The organism is Brachybacterium sp. AOP24-D1-21 (assembly GCF_052378665.1).
GTDB lineage: Bacteria > Actinomycetota > Actinomycetes > Actinomycetales > Dermabacteraceae > Brachybacterium.
Window position 1 is genome coordinate 991,726 of sequence record NZ_JBQSXX010000002.1, and the last position, 15,314, is coordinate 1,007,039.

13 protein-coding genes and 1 pseudogene are annotated in these 15,314 nt (G+C 66.9%); 8 read left to right on the forward strand and 6 right to left on the reverse strand.

All coding sequences use genetic code 11. The features are described 5' to 3' along the window. Positions 1 to 60: 60 nt before the first annotated feature. From ACT3UF_RS19265 to ACT3UF_RS19290, 6 genes and pseudogenes are all read left to right on the forward strand, one after another. Entirely contained in the window at positions 61 to 369 is a 309-nt protein-coding gene (locus ACT3UF_RS19265; protein WP_444502819.1) for a transposase, read from the forward strand. Further along, positions 366 to 1,007, forward strand: a complete 642-nt coding sequence (locus ACT3UF_RS19270; RefSeq protein ID WP_444608461.1) for a DDE-type integrase/transposase/recombinase — start codon at positions 366 to 368, stop codon at positions 1,005 to 1,007. The genes ACT3UF_RS19265 and ACT3UF_RS19270 overlap by 4 nt, the downstream gene beginning before the upstream one ends. Before the next feature lie 61 nt (positions 1,008 to 1,068). Next, complete coding sequence (locus ACT3UF_RS19275; protein WP_441458546.1) at positions 1,069 to 2,274, forward strand: tyrosine-type recombinase/integrase; 1,206 nt, start codon at positions 1,069 to 1,071, stop codon at positions 2,272 to 2,274. After that, the gene (locus ACT3UF_RS19280) at positions 2,271 to 3,224 is read left to right on the forward strand and encodes a tyrosine-type recombinase/integrase (protein ID WP_444608088.1); all 954 of its coding nucleotides are present in this window, start codon (positions 2,271 to 2,273) and stop codon (positions 3,222 to 3,224) included. The genes ACT3UF_RS19275 and ACT3UF_RS19280 overlap by 4 nt, the downstream gene beginning before the upstream one ends. Continuing rightward, a complete protein-coding gene (locus ACT3UF_RS19285; protein ID WP_441458544.1) occupies positions 3,221 to 4,261 on the forward strand; it encodes a tyrosine-type recombinase/integrase in 1,041 nt (346 codons plus the stop codon). Before ACT3UF_RS19280 ends, ACT3UF_RS19285 begins: the two co-directional genes overlap by 4 nt. A 107-nt stretch (positions 4,262 to 4,368) precedes the next feature. After that, positions 4,369 to 4,686: pseudogene (locus tag ACT3UF_RS19290) on the forward strand (IS3 family transposase); the annotation flags it as partial. A gap of 47 nt (positions 4,687 to 4,733) precedes the next feature. Here ACT3UF_RS19290 and ACT3UF_RS19295 read toward each other — a convergent pair. The 5 genes from ACT3UF_RS19295 to ACT3UF_RS19315 form a co-directional block, all read right to left on the reverse strand. Next, a complete protein-coding gene (locus ACT3UF_RS19295) occupies positions 4,734 to 6,020 on the reverse strand; it encodes an ISL3 family transposase (protein ID WP_444608143.1) in 1,287 nt (428 codons plus the stop codon). Positions 6,021 to 6,419: 399 nt separating this feature from the next. After that, positions 6,420 to 7,796, reverse strand: a complete 1,377-nt coding sequence (locus ACT3UF_RS19300; RefSeq protein WP_441444023.1) for an NAD-dependent succinate-semialdehyde dehydrogenase — start codon at positions 7,794 to 7,796, stop codon at positions 6,420 to 6,422. A 14-nt stretch (positions 7,797 to 7,810) separates the two neighbouring features. Continuing rightward, positions 7,811 to 9,019: an ectoine hydrolase gene (doeA, locus tag ACT3UF_RS19305; protein WP_441444024.1), complete on the reverse strand. Its 1,209-nt coding sequence runs from the start codon at positions 9,017 to 9,019 to the stop codon at positions 7,811 to 7,813. After that, entirely contained in the window at positions 9,019 to 10,278 is a 1,260-nt protein-coding gene (locus tag ACT3UF_RS19310; protein ID WP_441444025.1) for an aspartate aminotransferase family protein, read from the reverse strand. The genes doeA and ACT3UF_RS19310 overlap by 1 nt, the downstream gene beginning before the upstream one ends. A gap of 225 nt (positions 10,279 to 10,503) precedes the next feature. Further along, the gene (locus ACT3UF_RS19315) at positions 10,504 to 11,097 is read right to left on the reverse strand and encodes a MarR family winged helix-turn-helix transcriptional regulator (RefSeq protein WP_441444026.1); all 594 of its coding nucleotides are present in this window, start codon (positions 11,095 to 11,097) and stop codon (positions 10,504 to 10,506) included. A 100-nt stretch (positions 11,098 to 11,197) separates the two neighbouring features. Between ACT3UF_RS19315 and ACT3UF_RS19320 the strand changes: the two genes are divergently transcribed. Continuing rightward, positions 11,198 to 13,405, forward strand: coding sequence for an MMPL family transporter (locus ACT3UF_RS19320; RefSeq protein ID WP_442332640.1), 2,208 nt, complete (start codon positions 11,198 to 11,200; stop codon positions 13,403 to 13,405). Positions 13,406 to 13,473: 68 nt separating this feature from the next. After that, on the forward strand, positions 13,474 to 14,361 hold the full coding sequence (locus tag ACT3UF_RS19325; RefSeq protein WP_441444114.1) for a formyltetrahydrofolate deformylase: 888 nt from the start codon (positions 13,474 to 13,476) through the stop codon (positions 14,359 to 14,361). A gap of 15 nt (positions 14,362 to 14,376) precedes the next feature. Here ACT3UF_RS19325 and ACT3UF_RS19330 read toward each other — a convergent pair whose 3' ends face one another. Further along, positions 14,377 to 15,309, reverse strand: a complete 933-nt coding sequence (locus tag ACT3UF_RS19330; protein ID WP_442332639.1) for an SDR family oxidoreductase — start codon at positions 15,307 to 15,309, stop codon at positions 14,377 to 14,379. Between the last annotated feature and the right edge of the window lie 5 nt (positions 15,310 to 15,314).

Genomic DNA, 15,314 nt, shown 5'->3' on the forward strand with positions numbered 1-15,314 from the left:
GCACCGTTAGGTGACATCTGATCTGGCTTGCCCACTGGGCGGCCTGGAAGGATGTGCACCATGCCCGCTCCCTACCCCCAGGAGTTCCGCGAGGACGTCGTGCGAGTCGCCCGGTCCCGCGAGGACGGCGTCACCATCGCGCAGATCGCGAAGGACTTCGGCGTCCACGAGATGACGCTCCACAAATGGATCCGCCAAGCAGACATCGACGACGGCAATCGCCCCGGGAAGACCCGTGAGGACTCAACGGAACTACGCGAGCTACGCCGCCGGAACCGGCTGCTGGAGCAGGAGAACGAGGTCCTGCGTCGTGCTGCTGCATACCTGTCCCAGGCGAATCTGCCGGGAAAATCCTCTACCCGCTCGTGAGCGAGCTCGCCGCCGACGGGATCCCCGTTGCGGTGTCCTTGCGGGTCCTGAAGCTCTCTCGCCAGCCCTACTACCGCTGGCGGAAACAGCAGGTCACCGAGGCCGAGCTGGTCGAGGCCTATCGAGCCAACGCGCTATTGGACGCTCACCGCGACGACCCGGAGTTCGGGTACCGGTTCCTCGCCGGCGAAGCCGCTGAGGCTGGTGAGGTCATGTGCGAGCGGACCGCGTGGCGGATCTGCCACGACAACCAGTGGTGGTCCGTTTTCGGGAAGAAGCGCGCCAAGAACGGGAAACGTCCGGGACCGCCTGTCCACGATGACCTCGTCCAGAGGGACTTCACTGCCGATGACGTCAACGAGCTGTGGCTGACCGACATCACCGAGCACTGGACTGATGAGGGCAAGCTCTACCTCTGCGCGATCAAGGACGCCTTCTCCGGCCGGATCGTCGGCTACTCCATGAGTGACCGGATGAAGGCCCGCTTGGCGGTGAACGCCCTGGCCAACGCGGCAACCCGGCGCGGCGACGTTGCTGGCTGCATTGTTCACTCAGATTATGCCGAGGTTTGTGTTAAGCCGAGGAGCTCGGTGTCTGGCGTGGTTGGAGCGGAGATCGCTGTTGGTTCCTCGGCTTAACGTTCCTGCAGTCAGTGTCTAGTGTCCGTCGTATCCATCCGTCTAGGGAAGGGACGCGGTCATGGATACGACGGTCATACAGATCGGCGCGGTCACTGTTGCAGCGCTGCGCACGGCCGACTACATGGAATCAACCATCAGGAACTATCAGAAGTCGATCAGCGCGCTGACCAGGTTCGCTGCCGACCGTGGCGGCGTCTACTCGCCCGCGTTGGGTGCCGAGTTCGCAGCGATGACTACGAGCCCGCGCACCGGTGGGTTCAGCGCACAGCGCCGCTTCGATTACGGCCGGATCGTTACCGTGTTCGACTCCTACCTGCGCACCGGTCGGGTCGATCTCGCGGTCCGTCGGCGTGGCGGCGGTGGGCCGTGGCCTGCTTCGGACGAGTTCGTAGCACTGGATGCTGCTTGGGAAGCGGACATGGCCGACCGTGGGCTGGCACCGGCCACGCGCGCTGCCTACGGCCGGGTGGCCCGCAGCTATCTCGTGTTCCTCGAGGATCGCGGGATCGACAGCCTCGAGGAGACTGATGCGGCCAGCATCCTCGCGTTCCTCGAATCGTTGCTGACCAGGTGGGCGAAGTCGTCCTTGTTCTGGGTGGTGTCGAACTTCCGCCCGTTCCTGAAGTTCACCGGCCGCCGCGAACTGGTCGATGCCGTCAACCTGGCCGGGGTGAAACGTTCGCAGACGATCCTGCCTGTCCTCGAGGACGCCGATGAACAGCGGGTCGTCGAGGCGTGTGCAACCGGCATGGTCTCCGCTCGGGATGCTGCGATCACATTGCTGGCGTTGCTGACCGGGCTACGGGCCTGCGACATCATCGCACTGCGGTTGGCAGACATCGACTGGCGCTCCCAGACGATCGGGATCGTCCAGCAGAAGACGAAGAACCCGGTGACGCTGCCGCTGCCCGGTCTTCTGGCGGTAGCGCTGGCAAGCTACGTGCTCGAGGAGCGTCCCGCCGGCGAGGACGACCACGTTTTTCTCCGCTCGGTGGCACCGTTCATCCCGTTCGTCGATCACGCCTCGATATACAAGGTGACGGCCAGAACGTTCCGGACTGCCGGCGTGATCGGAGTGAAGGCCGGGACGCGGCGCCTGCGGCACAACGCGGCCTCTCGCATGCTGCGTGCTGCCGTGCCGCTGCCGACGATCTCGGCGGTGCTCGGACACGCCAGCCAGGAGTCGACCAACGTGTATATGAGCGTCGATGACCAGCGTCTCCTGCAGTGCGTGTTGCCGGTGCCGGCGGGAGCCCGGTCATGAACGCCCACGGTTTCACCAGCGTGTTCGCCACCGATCTGACGGCTTATCTCGCATTCAAGGAGAGCATGGGCTTCTACGGCGTCTCCCGGATCTGGTATCTGAAACAGTTCGACGCTTACTGCACCCGCCACGACCTGCGCGTCTTCGATCGGGACACCGTCGAAGGATGGGTGACCGCCCAGCTGGCGCGCTCTGGCCGGTACCGGTCGTGGATGTCCTACATCCGCGACGTCGGACGATGGCTCCAGACCCAGGGGCACACGAGCGCCTACGTGCTCTCTGACCAATGGAAGGCCCCGTTCATCCGGGTCACCCCCTACCTGCTCAACCGGGACGAGATCGAGCGTTTCTTCACCGCCGCGGCCCAGCTTGACGCGCAGTCACCGTGGCGGTGGCAGGCGATCGCGTTCTTCACGCTGATGCACTCCTGCGGGCTACGAACCGGCGAAGCTCGCGCTCTGTTGGCCGCGCAGGTCGACCTCGACGACGGGCACCTCGACATCGTGGGGGCCAAAGCCCGGCGCAGCCGCCGTCTGCCCCTGACCGATCAGATCGTCGAAATCCTGGCCGTCTGCGACCAGAGATCCCAAGCCCGCTTCGGGGCGCATCAGACGTTCTTCGTTTCGGCCGCCGGGACCCCGGTGACTGCGGCAGCGGTCGGTGTGATCTTCCGTCGCATCTGGGACCAGGCCGGCCTGCCTCGCCCCACGGCCGGCAGACAGCCGCGACCTTACGACTTCCGGCACCACTTCGCCTACGCCAACCTCGAACGCTGGATGGGCGAGGGCACTGACGTGACCGCGATGCTGCCCTACCTCTCCCGCTACATGGGCCACGCGACCTTCGAGTCGACCTACTACTACGTCCACACCTCTCCTGACTTCCTGGACGCCTACGCCACCATCGCTCGCGAGAGCCAGTCGCTGCTGCCGGAGGTTGGATTCGAATGAGACGCGACCCGAAAACCGGAGCCCCGGACTTCTGGGTCCTGGCCCGAGACTTCTTCCACGCCTACATGCCCACCGTTCGCGGGCTGTCGCCGAAGACGATCGAGGCTTACCGGATCAGCCTGGAGTGCTTACTGACCTTCCTTGCCGACCACGAGCACCTCGACCGCGCAGATATGACGTTCGACCACTTCGACCGGCCCCACCTGAAAGCGTGGCTGGCCTGGATGCGGGCGGACCGACAGTATGCGGCGAGGACCATCACGCTCCGGCTCAGCGCCATCAAAGCGTTCCTGGCCTACGCCGCGAGTGAGGACCTCACCCTCGTCGCGCTTCACCAGCAGGCGAAGACGCTCAAAGCCCCGACCGCGCCCCGAGCACCCATCGAATACCTCACCGACGACGAGCTGCGAGCCGTGCTCGCCGCCTTCACCGGCCAGACGGCGAAATCGCGCCGGAACCGGATGCTGCTCATCCTCCTTTATGACACCGCTGCCCGCGTCGGCGAGATCACCAACCTGACCCTGCAGGACCTATCCCTGACCGCGCCCGGACGCGTCACACTGACCGGAAAACGCCACAAGACCCGCATCGTGCCGCTCACCGAGAGAACGATCGAGCACCTGCGCGTCTACCTCGCTGAGTTCCACCCCGGCCCGGCCACGCCGCCCGCAACCAGGCCGGTGTTCTACAGCCTGCACCGCGGAGAACCGACCAGTATCTCCTCCGACACGGTCGCCGCGGTTCTGAAAAAGGCCGCCGCGATCGCGACCGCGGACTGTCCCTCGGTGCCGGAGCGCATCCACTGCCACATGCTTCGCAAGACCAAGGCCATGGACCTCTACACACAAGGCATTCCACTGCCGATCATCATGCGGCTGCTCGGCCACGAGAACGCCTCCACCACCTCGGCGTTCTACGCCTTCGCGACCCTGGACATGATGCGCGATGCCATTGACGCCGCCACTCCGATGACCAGCACTCCGGCTGCTGAAAGACTCACCGAGGACACGCTCAATGCCCTCTACAACCTCCGATAGCGCCGCATCGGTAAGCCGAGGAACCAGCAGCGACCCCCGCTCCAACCACGCCAGACACCGAGCTCCTCGGCTTAACACAAACCTCGGCATAATCCGAGTTAAGCCGAACTCGGTTTAACTCAGACCGCGGGTCGCAGTTTCGATCCCGGAAGTTCGTCCACGCCCTGAACCAGCATCACCTCATCGGATCCATGGGCCAAGTCGGTGCTGCCGGTGATAACGCGGCGATGGAATCCTTCTTCGCGCTACTCCAGAAGAACGTCCTGGACCGGCGCCGTTGGCGCACCCGTGAGGAACTCCGGATCGCGATCATTACCTGGATCGAACGGACCTACCACCGCCGCCGGCGTCAGGCCCGCCTGGGCCGATTGACCCCCATCGAATACGAGACCATCATGAACCCGACCGTCATCCTGGCGGCCTAAACCGGCTCTTCGCGGTTCGTGGTGAATGATCCTGCTGTAGCGGGTATTCACGCTACGGTTCTCGCGGCGCTGGTCAGCAGGATACGCATCCGGTAGTTCTCGGCGTTGCGGAAGCCGCGGCCAGTGCGTTTGATGTTCTTGATGCCGGTATTCGCGGCCTCGACTCGAGCGGTGGTCGCGCCGGTGACGATGAGGACCTCGATCGCGTCCCACCAGGTCACGACCGTGTCGTAGAGCTTGGTCGCCTCGGGCATATTCGCGATCTGCACGAAGTAGCCCATCCGCATCCGTTCCTCCCAGGCCTGAGCCAGGGTGTCGGTCGCCAATAGGCGGCGGAGCTGCTCCTTGATGCCCCAGGCGGCGGAGAGCTCGTCGGTGGGGTCATCGGTGCGGAACACCGTCTCCAACCGCTCCCAGGCCCGTGGAGTGAGGGTGTCAGCGCCGCGTAGCAAAAGCATCCGGTGGGCCCAGGCCGGGTCGTCCTTGCGGCCGCGACGACCGCGATGGGTGCGGGCTAGGCGTTGACGGACGGTGGTGACCATGTCGTTTCCGAGCTTGACGAGGTGGAACTTGTCGACCGAGACCGCAGCGCGGGGCAGGTAGGTCCGCAGTGCTTTGCGGAACGCGGCCGAGGGATCGATGGCGACGATCTCGATCCGCTCCCGCCAGAGCTCGGAGCGCTGGGCGAGCCAGTCGCCGACGGCGGTGGAGTCCCGGCCGTCGACGATACCGAGGACCTGCCCGGTGGAGAGGTCGACCAGGGTCGTCATCCAGGGCTCGAACCGTCTCCAGGCACCGTCGTCGGTGCGGAACCAGCGCACCGACCGGTAGCGGTGCTCATCGATGCCCAGGCACGTCACTGACACGTCCTCGGCGGTGGGCAGGACCACGGCGGCAGCCGCCAGCGCGGCCTGGACCAGCCACCACGAGACGCCATGGGTCCGGGCGACTTCCGAGGCTGCCCGGCCAGAGGTGATCACCGCGGAGACGATCTGGTTTCGCAGCCGGGTCGTTGAGCGCGCGCGGTGCGGGACCTGGTCGGTGGCTTCCCAGAACGTGCGCCGGGCGCAGGCCGGCTCGAGGCAGAACCAGCGTCGCTTGGCCCACACCACCGCCATCGCCCCGGCCACGGGGACGTCCCGGACGTGCTGGGACCGGCGGGAGTGGACCTTGGTCGCGAGCACTCCGCACGACGGACATCCGGGCGGGACGGTCGAGGCGATCACCACTCGACGGCCTCCGTCGGGCAGGTCGATCGCGTCGATGACGTGGTAGTCGGGCAGGTTGAAGATCGTGCTCGCAGCATCTCGCTGCGAACCAGTATTCTCGTGCACAGGCTCGTGGTCCTCTGGAATGTGGATGTCTAGACAACACCCATCACAGCAGGACCACGGGCCGTTCTACGCCAGCGACGCGACGCTCTCCTTCACCACCAACCGCGAAGAGCCACATAAACCCCTGACGGATCTGCCGGTGGCTACCAAGAGCCGGGACCTGGCCGGGACCTGACGCATGCAAATCATGCAATCCATGACGTGAAAAGGGACCTTCTGAGGGGCAGAAAAGCCCGGAAAATCAAGGATCTGGGCTGAACCGTCTACCTGGGGGTCAAGGGGTCGCAGGTTCAAATCCTGTCAGCCCGACCGAGATGGAACACCCTCCCACCTGCTGGTGGGAGGGTGTTCTGCGTTCTGCACCTCTCCGCGTGCCCAGCCCCTCCAGGCACGGGCTCGTCAACCCTTCACGGGCCCCACCCAGACCTGCTGGGCATTGGTGAACTCGCGGATGCCGTGCGGGCCCAGCTCACGGCCGTAGCCGGAGCGCTTGATCCCGCCGGAGGGCAGCCGCGGATCAGATTTCACGATCCCGTTGACCGAGACCTGACCGGCGTCGATGCGGCGTGCCATCGCGACCCCGCGCTCGGTCTCGGTCCAGATCGCGGCGCCGAGACCGTAGGGGGTGTCGTTGGCCAGAGTGAGGGCGTGCTCCGCGTCCTCCGCCGCCATCACCACAGCGATCGGCCCGAAGGTCTCCTCGGTGCAGGCCGCCATCCCCGGCGCAACACCGGTCAGCAGAGTCACCGGGTAGAAGAAGCCCTCCCCCTCGGGCATCTCTCCGCCGAGCACGAGGATTGCGCCGGCCGCGACGCTCTCGGTGACCTGCCGGTGGAGGTTCTCTCGCAGCTCCTCCCGGGCGATGGGTCCCACCTTCGTCGCCTCGTCCCGGGGATCACCGACCACCAGGTCCCGCAGCTGGGCGGTGAGCAGCTCGACGAACTCGTCGTGCACGGAGCGTTCCACGATCACCCGCTTCGCGGCGATGCAGGACTGGCCGGCGTTGATGATCCGCGAGAGGGCTGAGACCTCTGCCGCCTTGGCGAGGTCCGCATCGGCCAGCACGATGCAGGGATCGGAACCGCCGAGCTCGAGTACTGCGGGCTTGATCTCGCTCGCGGCGATCGACGCGACCTTCGCCCCGGCCCGGTCCGAGCCGGTGAAGGAGACCGCCTGGACGCGGGGATCACGGATCGCCTGCTCGACGTCCTCGGTGGTGGCCAGCAGGGTCTGGAAGACCCCGTCGGGGGCGCCGGCGGCACGGAACACCTCCTCGAGCGCAGCGGCACAGCCCGGCACATGCGGATCGTGCTTCATGATGGCGGTGTTCCCGGCCATCAGCGCCGGGGCGCAGAAGCGGAAGGCCACCCAGAACGGGGCGTTCCAGGGCAGGATCCCGAGCACTGGGCCGAGCGGCAGGTACTGCACGTAGGAGGAGGTCGCGTCGGACTCCAGGTGCTCTTCGGCCAGGTACTCCGGGCCGAACTCGGCGTAGTGCTCGGCGGCCCACGCCGATTTCGCGACCTCTCCCCTGGCCTCGCCGATCGGCTTGCCCATCTCCTCGGTCATCAGCGGGGCGAGCTCGTCGGTGTGCTCGCGCAGGTAGGTGGCGACTCTCCGCAGCACCTCGGCGCGTTCGGCGAGGGTGGTGTCCTTCCAGGAGGTGTAGGCGGTCTGGGAGCGGTCGATGATCGCGGTGATCTCGGCAGGCGTCGCAGCGGGCACCTCGCGCACCACGGAACCGGTGGTGGGATCGATGGCGGTCAGCATGGTCATGGGTGCTGCTCCTCTCAGAAGCGGGGGGCGAGGACAGCACCGGTCGGGAACGACCGGGCCGAGCTCTCGTGGACGGTGAAGTCCTCGGGCAGGGTGAAGAACGACTCGCAGCCGTCCTCCGTGATGTGGACGGTGTCCGAGATGCCGACGGTCTTGTTCCCGTCCACTCCCCACATCCACGGCAGCAGATGGAAGGTCATTCCCTCCTCGAGCTGCCGCTCATCGCCCTCCAGCAGGGAGACGATGTATCCCTCGTCCCAGGATGGCGGGAAGGCGATCCCGATGGAGTAGCCGGCGCGGGTGACGAGCTGGGCGCCCACGTCGTTGCTCTCGATGCGGGAGCGGGTGAGCACCGCGATCTCGGAGACGGTCACCCCCGGCTTCATCAGTGCCCGCAGCTCCGCCAGGGTCTGCTTCATCAGCTCCTGCGCGGAGTGCATCGAGTCCGAGAGCGCCCCGTTGACCACGGTGCGCATCATCGCCGTGTGGTAGCGGCGGTAGCACCCGCCGACCTCGAGGAAAACGTGCTCGCCGGGACGGATCATGCGGCCCTCCCAGGTGGAGTGGCCGATCATCGAACGGGGTCCGGACGCGACATACGGCATCACCGCCGGGAACTCACCGCCTGCCCGGAACATCGCCGAGGTGATCGCGGCGGCCACATCGTTCTCAGTGGCTCCGGCCATCGCCGCCCCCAGCCCGGCGGCCATCCCCGCCTCCCCGGCATAGGCGGCGAGCTGCATCACGTCGATCTCGGCCTGCGACTTGCGGACCCGTCCCTCCTCGACGATGCCGAAGCAATCCACCAGCCCCTCTCCGAAGGCGTCGTGGAAGCGGTCCTGCTGGTAAGCGGGGAAGTAGTAGCTGTTGCGCTCGTAGCCCACCCGGGAGTCCCCCAGGCGCAGGTCGCGCAGGGTGCTGACGAGTTCGAGGATCGCGTCGCCGTCGTCGGGATAGGGCCGGGAATGCTCCACCCAGGTCCGGGCGATCACGTTGGACTCCTCGAGCGCGCGGGTGATCATCACCGAGTCCGCGCTCAGCGGGACGATCAGGGCCTGGAAGTAGGAGTAGCCGGTGGTCTGATAGTCGGTGAGGTACATGAGGTTCTCGGGGTCGGTGATGATCACCGCGTCCAGCTCCCGCTCCGTCATCCGCCGCCTCAGCTCCCCCAGTCGGCGTTCGTATTCCTCGGGCGCGAAAGTCATATCGGACCGGCGGCGCATCAGCGAGCCTTCGTCGCGGCGTCGATGGCCTGTGCCAGCAGGTCCAGTCCCTCGGTCAGATCGGCTGCGGGGATGGTCAGCGGCGGGATCAGCTTGATCACCCGTCCTCCGCTGCCGCAGGGGCCGATCAGCAGGCCGCGCTCGAAGCATTCCGTCTGGACCTGCTTGGCGAAGGCTCCGTCCCCGGTGTCCAGGGCCTGCATCATGCCCTTGCCGCGCACCTCCCACTCCTTGTCGGGATGGGCCGCGGCGATCGCCTCGAGCGCCTCGCGCATCTGTTCGCCCTTGGCGAGCACGTCGGCGAGGAACGACTCGTCGGTGAAGTAGTCCAGCGCGACGGTCCCCGCGACGAAGGAGAGCCCCTGTCCTCGGAAGGTGCCGGTGTGGGCACCGGGTGACCAGTTGTCGTCGACGGCGGGCTTGTTGAGGTTCATCGCGATCGGGGTGCCGAAGCCGCCGAGCCCTTTGGCGAGCGTGATGATGTCCGGGTCCAGGTCCATTCCGTCGAAGGAGAAGTAGCCTCCGGTGCGGCCCACGCCGGCCTGGATGTCGTCGATGATGAACAGCGCTCCGACCTCGCGGGCGAGGTCCTGGATCTCGTGCAGCCATTCCCTGCTGGCGATGTTGACGCCGCCCTCGGCCTGGACCGGCTCGACGAGGAATGCCGCAGGAGGGGTCAGGCCGCTGGAAGGGTCCCGCAGCGCGGCGGCGTAGTCGGAGACGCCGGTGCGGCCACCGGGCGCGGTCTCGAACTGCAGGCGCACGACGTCGGTGAGCGGAACCCCTGCCCACTGTCGGAATGCCTCATTCGCGGTCGCGGCGAGCGAGCCGAGGGTCATGCCGTGGAAGCCGTGGCTGAAGGCGACGATCTCGCGCCGACCGGTGGTGAGGCGAGCCAGTTTGAGCGCCGCCTCCACCGCATTGGACCCCGTGGGCCCCATGAACTGCATCCGATGGTCCATCCCCCGCGGCGCCAGGACCACCTCATGGAAACGGGCGATGAAGTCACGCTTGGTGGTCGTGTAGGTGTCCAGGCTGTGCGCCACGCCGTCCGCCTGGAGGAACTCGATCATCGCCTCCTTCATCCTCGGGTTGTTGTGCCCGAAGTTCAGGACTCCGGCCCCGGCGAAGAAGTCGATGTAGCTGGTGCCGTCCTCATCGACCTGGCGGGCGTTGGAGGCGGAGGCGAACACCGTCGGATACGCGCGGCAGTACCCGCGGATCTCGGACTCATGCTGCTCGAAGATGGTGGTGTCCATGAGGGACCTCCCGTCGCGATGCGGGGCAACCTCGCTCGTCACGCCCGGCCGCATAGCGAAGTTCGCCCCGTCTGACAAGTGGGTGCCGGTGTGCCGACCATCACTCACCCGGGGCGGTCCCGTCAAGCGGCCCAGCTCGAGAGGCCTGTCGTGACCTCTCTGCACCGGTGCGCCTGCGGGCAGGTCTCGAGTGGGCAGTCCCGCTCCCGGGGGCAGTCAGGCCCTTCAGCTGCCGCGAGCCTCTCCCCAGTCGACACCCTCCAGGGAGAGGTCAGCGGCCATGTCCTCGAGGAAGCGGATGACAAGACGACGTTCGGCGGAGCCGAGCTTCTTCGCTGCGTTGACGCGACGTGCTTGCTGAGCGCCGATCGTTCGCATCGCTGTCGCGCGGGTCGAGGGGTCGACGTGCACGACCAGCGCGCGACGGTCAGTGGGGTGGCGCACCCGCCGGATGTGCCCGGCGTTCTCGAGACGGTCCAAGAGCTTCGTGGTGGATGCGCTCGAGATTCCCAGCGTCCGCGCGATAGCCCCGGGGGTAGCCTCTGAGCCCATGTTCTCGCTCACGATGACGAAGTGCAGGGCTCGCATATCGGTCTCGCTGAGCTCCATGTACCTCAGGGAAGCTTCAGACAGGGCCTTCTCCGCGGCGCGGAGCCGCGAGAGCGCCTCCATCAGGGCGTCTATCTCCTGAACATCCTGCGCAGCCAGGCCGCTGTATTCGATCAGCTCCTCGTGCGGATCGCTTGCGGCCATCGAGAACAATGACGGCGTGGCGGGCTCGATCCCCTGCTGCGCCGCCTGCTCTCCTGACGTGTTCATGCCGACGAGCCTACTCCGCAGAAGGTGACGAAGTAGGTATCTTATCTAACTACTGATCTGTGAGACACTATCCCGGTCACGCAATTTCGAAGGGACGAACATGGCCTCCATCAACGATTCGACGGACGGCTCCGCAAAGCCGACGCACCGTCGCAGCACGCGAGGGATCCCCCGAGCCCTGCGCGTTCTGATACCCGCGCTTCTGATCATCGCGTGGCTAGCGGCGGCAGCTGTGGGCGGGCCGTACTTCGGCCGAGTCGAGGAGGTCTCGTCCAATGACCGCACCGCTTATCTCCCCGAGACCGCCGACGCCACACAGGTCTCCCTCCTCTCCTCGAACTTCCTCGGATCGGATTCGCTGCCCGCGATCGTGGTCATCACCTCGAGCGATGAGATCGACGACCAGATGGCTGCCGAGCTCGATGAGACAAGCGCCGATCTCGCGCAGCTGGACGAGATCACCGGCGAGATCTCACCGGTGATCATTGCCGACGACGGCCTCGCCGCACAGCTGTTCATCCCGCTCGACCCGGACGCGGATATGGCAGAGCTGACCGCTGAGATCGAGAACACGCTGGCAGCTGATCTGCCCGAAGGCCTCACCCCGTACGTGACCGGCCCAGCGGGATTCTCCGCCGATCTCGGCGCCGCCTTCGCGGGTATCGACGGGCTGCTGCTGGCCGTGGCGCTCGCAGCGGTGTTCGCGATCCTCATCGTCGTCTATCGCTCGGTGATACTTCCCGTGGTCGTCCTCGCCACGAGCGTCTTCGCACTGTGCGCCGCTCTGCTCACCATCTGGTATCTCGCTGCCGCGGATATCCTGCTCCTGTCCGGGCAGACCCAGGGGATCCTCTTCATCCTCGTGATCGGCGCCGCCACTGACTACTCCCTGCTGTACGTGGCCCGATATCGCGACGAGCTCCGCCACACCCGGCTCCGCGGGGCCGCGACGATGAAGGCTCTGCGCGGCACCATCGAACCGGTGCTCGCCTCGGGCGGCACCGTGATCGCCGGCCTCCTCTGCCTGCTGCTGTCGGATCTGAAGTCGAACAGCACGCTCGGCCCGGTGGCGGCCATCGGAATCCTCTTCGCCATGGCCGCGGCACTGACCTTCCTTCCGGCGGCGCTGTACGGCATGGGCCGAGTGGCGTTCTGGCCGCGCCGCCCCCGCTACGAGCCCGACGCCCCCGCCGCCGGGGCCGACCCGGCCGACCATGGCATCTGGGGACGCATCGCGCTCGCCGTCCGGCGCCGCCCCCGGCGCATCTGGATCATCACCGCTGTGGTCCTCGCGGTCGGCTGCCTCGGGGTGACCCAGCTGCGAGCTGACGGCGTTCCGCAATCCGACCTGGTGCTGGCAGAATCCTCCGCCCGCGAGGGTCAGATCGCTCTGGGCGAGCACTTCCCCGGAGGCTCAGGAACCCCCGCCCAGATCCTCGTCGACGACTCCGCCCTCCAGGACGTCACCGACATCCTGCTGGCTGCCGACGGTGTGGATTCCGTGACGGTCACCGCCGAGGACTCCCCCAGCGGCTCCGCTCCCGTCACCGAAGAAGGCGTCCAGCCCTTGGGCCCGCCCGGAACGCCAGCTCCGGAGCCCACCGTCATCGACGGCGACATCCTTCTCCAGGCGACCCTCTCCGACGCACCGGACTCCGCGGCAGCCGAGGACACGGTGCGCGAGCTCCGCACCGAGTTCGCCGCGCAGGACATCTCGGCGCTGGTCGGCGGACCCACCGCCATCTCGATCGACACCAATGACGCATCGGCTCATGACCGCGCGCTGATCATCCCGATAGTTCTCGTCGTGATCCTGCTGATCCTGATGCTCCTGCTCCGCTCGATCCTCGCTCCGATCCTCCTGATCGCCACCACGGTGCTGTCCTTCGGCACGGCGATGGGCGTGGCCGCGTTGGTGTTCAACAACCTGTTCGACTTCCCCGGCGCCGATCCGGCGGTCCCCCTGTACGGGTTCGTCTTCCTGGTCGCTCTCGGCATCGACTACAACATCTTCTTGATGACCCGGGTCCGGGAGGAGTCGCTGAAGCACGGGACCCGCGAGGGCGTGGTGCGCGGCCTCGCCGTCACCGGTGGGGTGATCACCTCGGCGGGCATGGTGCTCGCCGCGACCTTCGCGGCGCTCGGAGTGATCCCGATCCTGTTCCTCGCCCAGCTGGCGTTCATCGTCGCCTTCGGCGTGCTGCTGGACACCTTCGTGGTGCGCACCCTGCTGGTCCCCGCTCTCGCCCTGGACCTGGGCAAGATCATCTGGTGGCCCTCGAAGCTGTGGAGGTCGGGCCGGGCGTGACGTAGCCCGCAGGTTCTGGGGCCCGCGGCCTCAGAACCTGCGCGGCTTCCTAGACTGGCCGCATGAGCATGACCCCCTCCTCCCAGCCCCCGACCGAAGCCTCCACGGCGCTGAACGAGTTCGTCCTCACCGTGGTGTGTGCGGACGCTCCCGGCATCGTCCATGCCGTGACCGGCGCGATCGTGGAGATCGGCGGGAACATCACCGAGAGCCGTCAGTTCGAGAGCGGCACCACCCACCGGTTCTACCTGCGGCTCCAGGTGGTCACTGCGGCCACGCTCGAGCAGCTCGAGGCCGCGCTGTCTCCGGCGGTGGCGCGCTTCGAGCTCGAGCATCGCATCGATGTGGTGGGCCGCCCTCTGCGCACGCTGGTGCTCGGCTCCACCGCGAAGCACTGCGTGAACGATCTGCTCTTCCAGGTCGACTCCGGGAATCTGCCGATCACGATCCCCCTGATCCTCGCCAACCATCCCACCCTCGAGCCGCTAGCCAGCTTCTACGGGGTGCCCTTCGAGCACCTGCCCACCAAGGGCGCCGGCGCGAAGGCGGCCTTCGAGGACCGGGTGCGCGAGGCGATCATCGAGCACGACATCGAGCTGGTGGTGCTGGCACGCTATATGCAGATCCTCTCCCCTGAGCTGTGTGCTGAGCTCGCCGGGCGCTGCATCAACATCCACCACTCGTTCCTGCCCGGCTTCAAGGGCGCGAACCCCTACCGCCAGGCCTATGCGCGCGGGGTGAAGCAGATCGGCGCGACCGCGCACTTCGTCACCAGCGACCTCGACGAGGGGCCGATCATCGAGCAGGACGTGATCCGGGTCGACCACACCCGCTCCCCGCAGGAGCTGATGGCGATCGGGCAGGACGCCGAGGTACGGACGCTCCGCCAGGCCGTCACCTGGTTCGCACAGTCTCGCGTGCTGCTGGATGGACCCCGCACGATCATCTTCCGCTGAGGCGGCCCTCCCGCCTCAGAAGACGGGCCTGCCTCCGGTCACCCCGAGTACGGTGCCGGAGACGTAGCTCGCCTCCGAGGGGCTGGCTAGGAACACGAATGCTCCGGCCACCTCGGACGGCTGCCCGGCTCGACCCAGCGGAGTGTTCGCCCCGAACTCGACGTAGTCGTCGGACACGCGGGTCGCGACGTTGAGCGGGGTCCAGATCGGTCCCGGCGCGACCGCGTTGACCCTGATCCCGCGCGGGCCGAGGTCAGCAGCCAGGTTGACCGTCACGTTGTTGATCGCCGCCTTCGTCGCTGCGTAGTCCATCAGCGGGACTGAGGGGTCGTAGCTCTGGATCGAGGAGCAGTTGATGATGCTCGCCCCATCGCCGAGATGAGGGGCCGCCTCCTGGGTGATCCAGAAAAGAGCTTCCAGGTTCGTGGTGAGGGTGCGGTGCAGTCGCTCGGACGTCATGCCCTCGAGCCCCTTGGGCTCCGCGCGGCCCCATTGGAACGCCGCATTGTTCACCAGAATGTCGAGACGGCCGTGCTCCTCGACGGTGCGGGTCACGAGCGACCGGGCCAGCTGCTCATCGCGGATGTCTCCGGGCAGCAGCAGTGCGCGCCGGCCCGCTTCTTCGATCCAGTGCCGGGTCTGCTCGGCGTCCTCCTGCTCCTCGGGCAGGTACGAGATCGCCACATCAGCGCCTTCGCGCGCGTAGGCGCTCGCGACCGCACGCCCGATCCCGGAGTCCCCTCCGGTGATCAGTGCGGACAGGCCCTGCAGGCGGCCGTGGCCCACGTAGCTGCTCTCGCCGTGATCGGGGATCGGCTGCATGGGGGCAGTGAGCCCGGGCGGCTGCTGATCCTGGGCGGGGAATGAGGGCTCTCCGTCGCGGGTGGACAGGGCGCGGGCTCGTTCCGCGATCTCGGAGGGCAAGGGCTGATCGGTGTGCTCGGTCATCGGGG

Bases quoted from the DNA above. Each gene is read 5' to 3' on its own strand.
- ACT3UF_RS19310 (WP_441444025.1), bottom strand. From the start codon at position 10,278: ATGGACACCACCATCTTCGAGCAGCATGAGTCCGAGATCCGCGGGTAC.
- ACT3UF_RS19265 (WP_444502819.1), top strand. From the start codon at position 61: ATGCCCGCTCCCTACCCCCAGGAGTTCCGCGAGGACGTCGTGCGAGTC.
- ACT3UF_RS19320 (WP_442332640.1), top strand. From the start codon at position 11,198: ATGGCCTCCATCAACGATTCGACGGACGGCTCCGCAAAGCCGACGCAC.
- ACT3UF_RS19315 (WP_441444026.1), bottom strand. From the start codon at position 11,097: ATGAACACGTCAGGAGAGCAGGCGGCGCAGCAGGGGATCGAGCCCGCC.
- ACT3UF_RS19280 (WP_444608088.1), top strand. From the start codon at position 2,271: ATGAACGCCCACGGTTTCACCAGCGTGTTCGCCACCGATCTGACGGCT.
- doeA (WP_441444024.1), bottom strand. From the start codon at position 9,019: ATGCGCCGCCGGTCCGATATGACTTTCGCGCCCGAGGAATACGAACGC.
- ACT3UF_RS19300 (WP_441444023.1), bottom strand. From the start codon at position 7,796: ATGACCATGCTGACCGCCATCGATCCCACCACCGGTTCCGTGGTGCGC.
- ACT3UF_RS19275 (WP_441458546.1), top strand. From the start codon at position 1,069: ATGGATACGACGGTCATACAGATCGGCGCGGTCACTGTTGCAGCGCTG.
- ACT3UF_RS19285 (WP_441458544.1), top strand. From the start codon at position 3,221: ATGAGACGCGACCCGAAAACCGGAGCCCCGGACTTCTGGGTCCTGGCC.
- ACT3UF_RS19325 (WP_441444114.1), top strand. From the start codon at position 13,474: ATGACCCCCTCCTCCCAGCCCCCGACCGAAGCCTCCACGGCGCTGAAC.
- ACT3UF_RS19330 (WP_442332639.1), bottom strand. From the start codon at position 15,309: ATGACCGAGCACACCGATCAGCCCTTGCCCTCCGAGATCGCGGAACGA.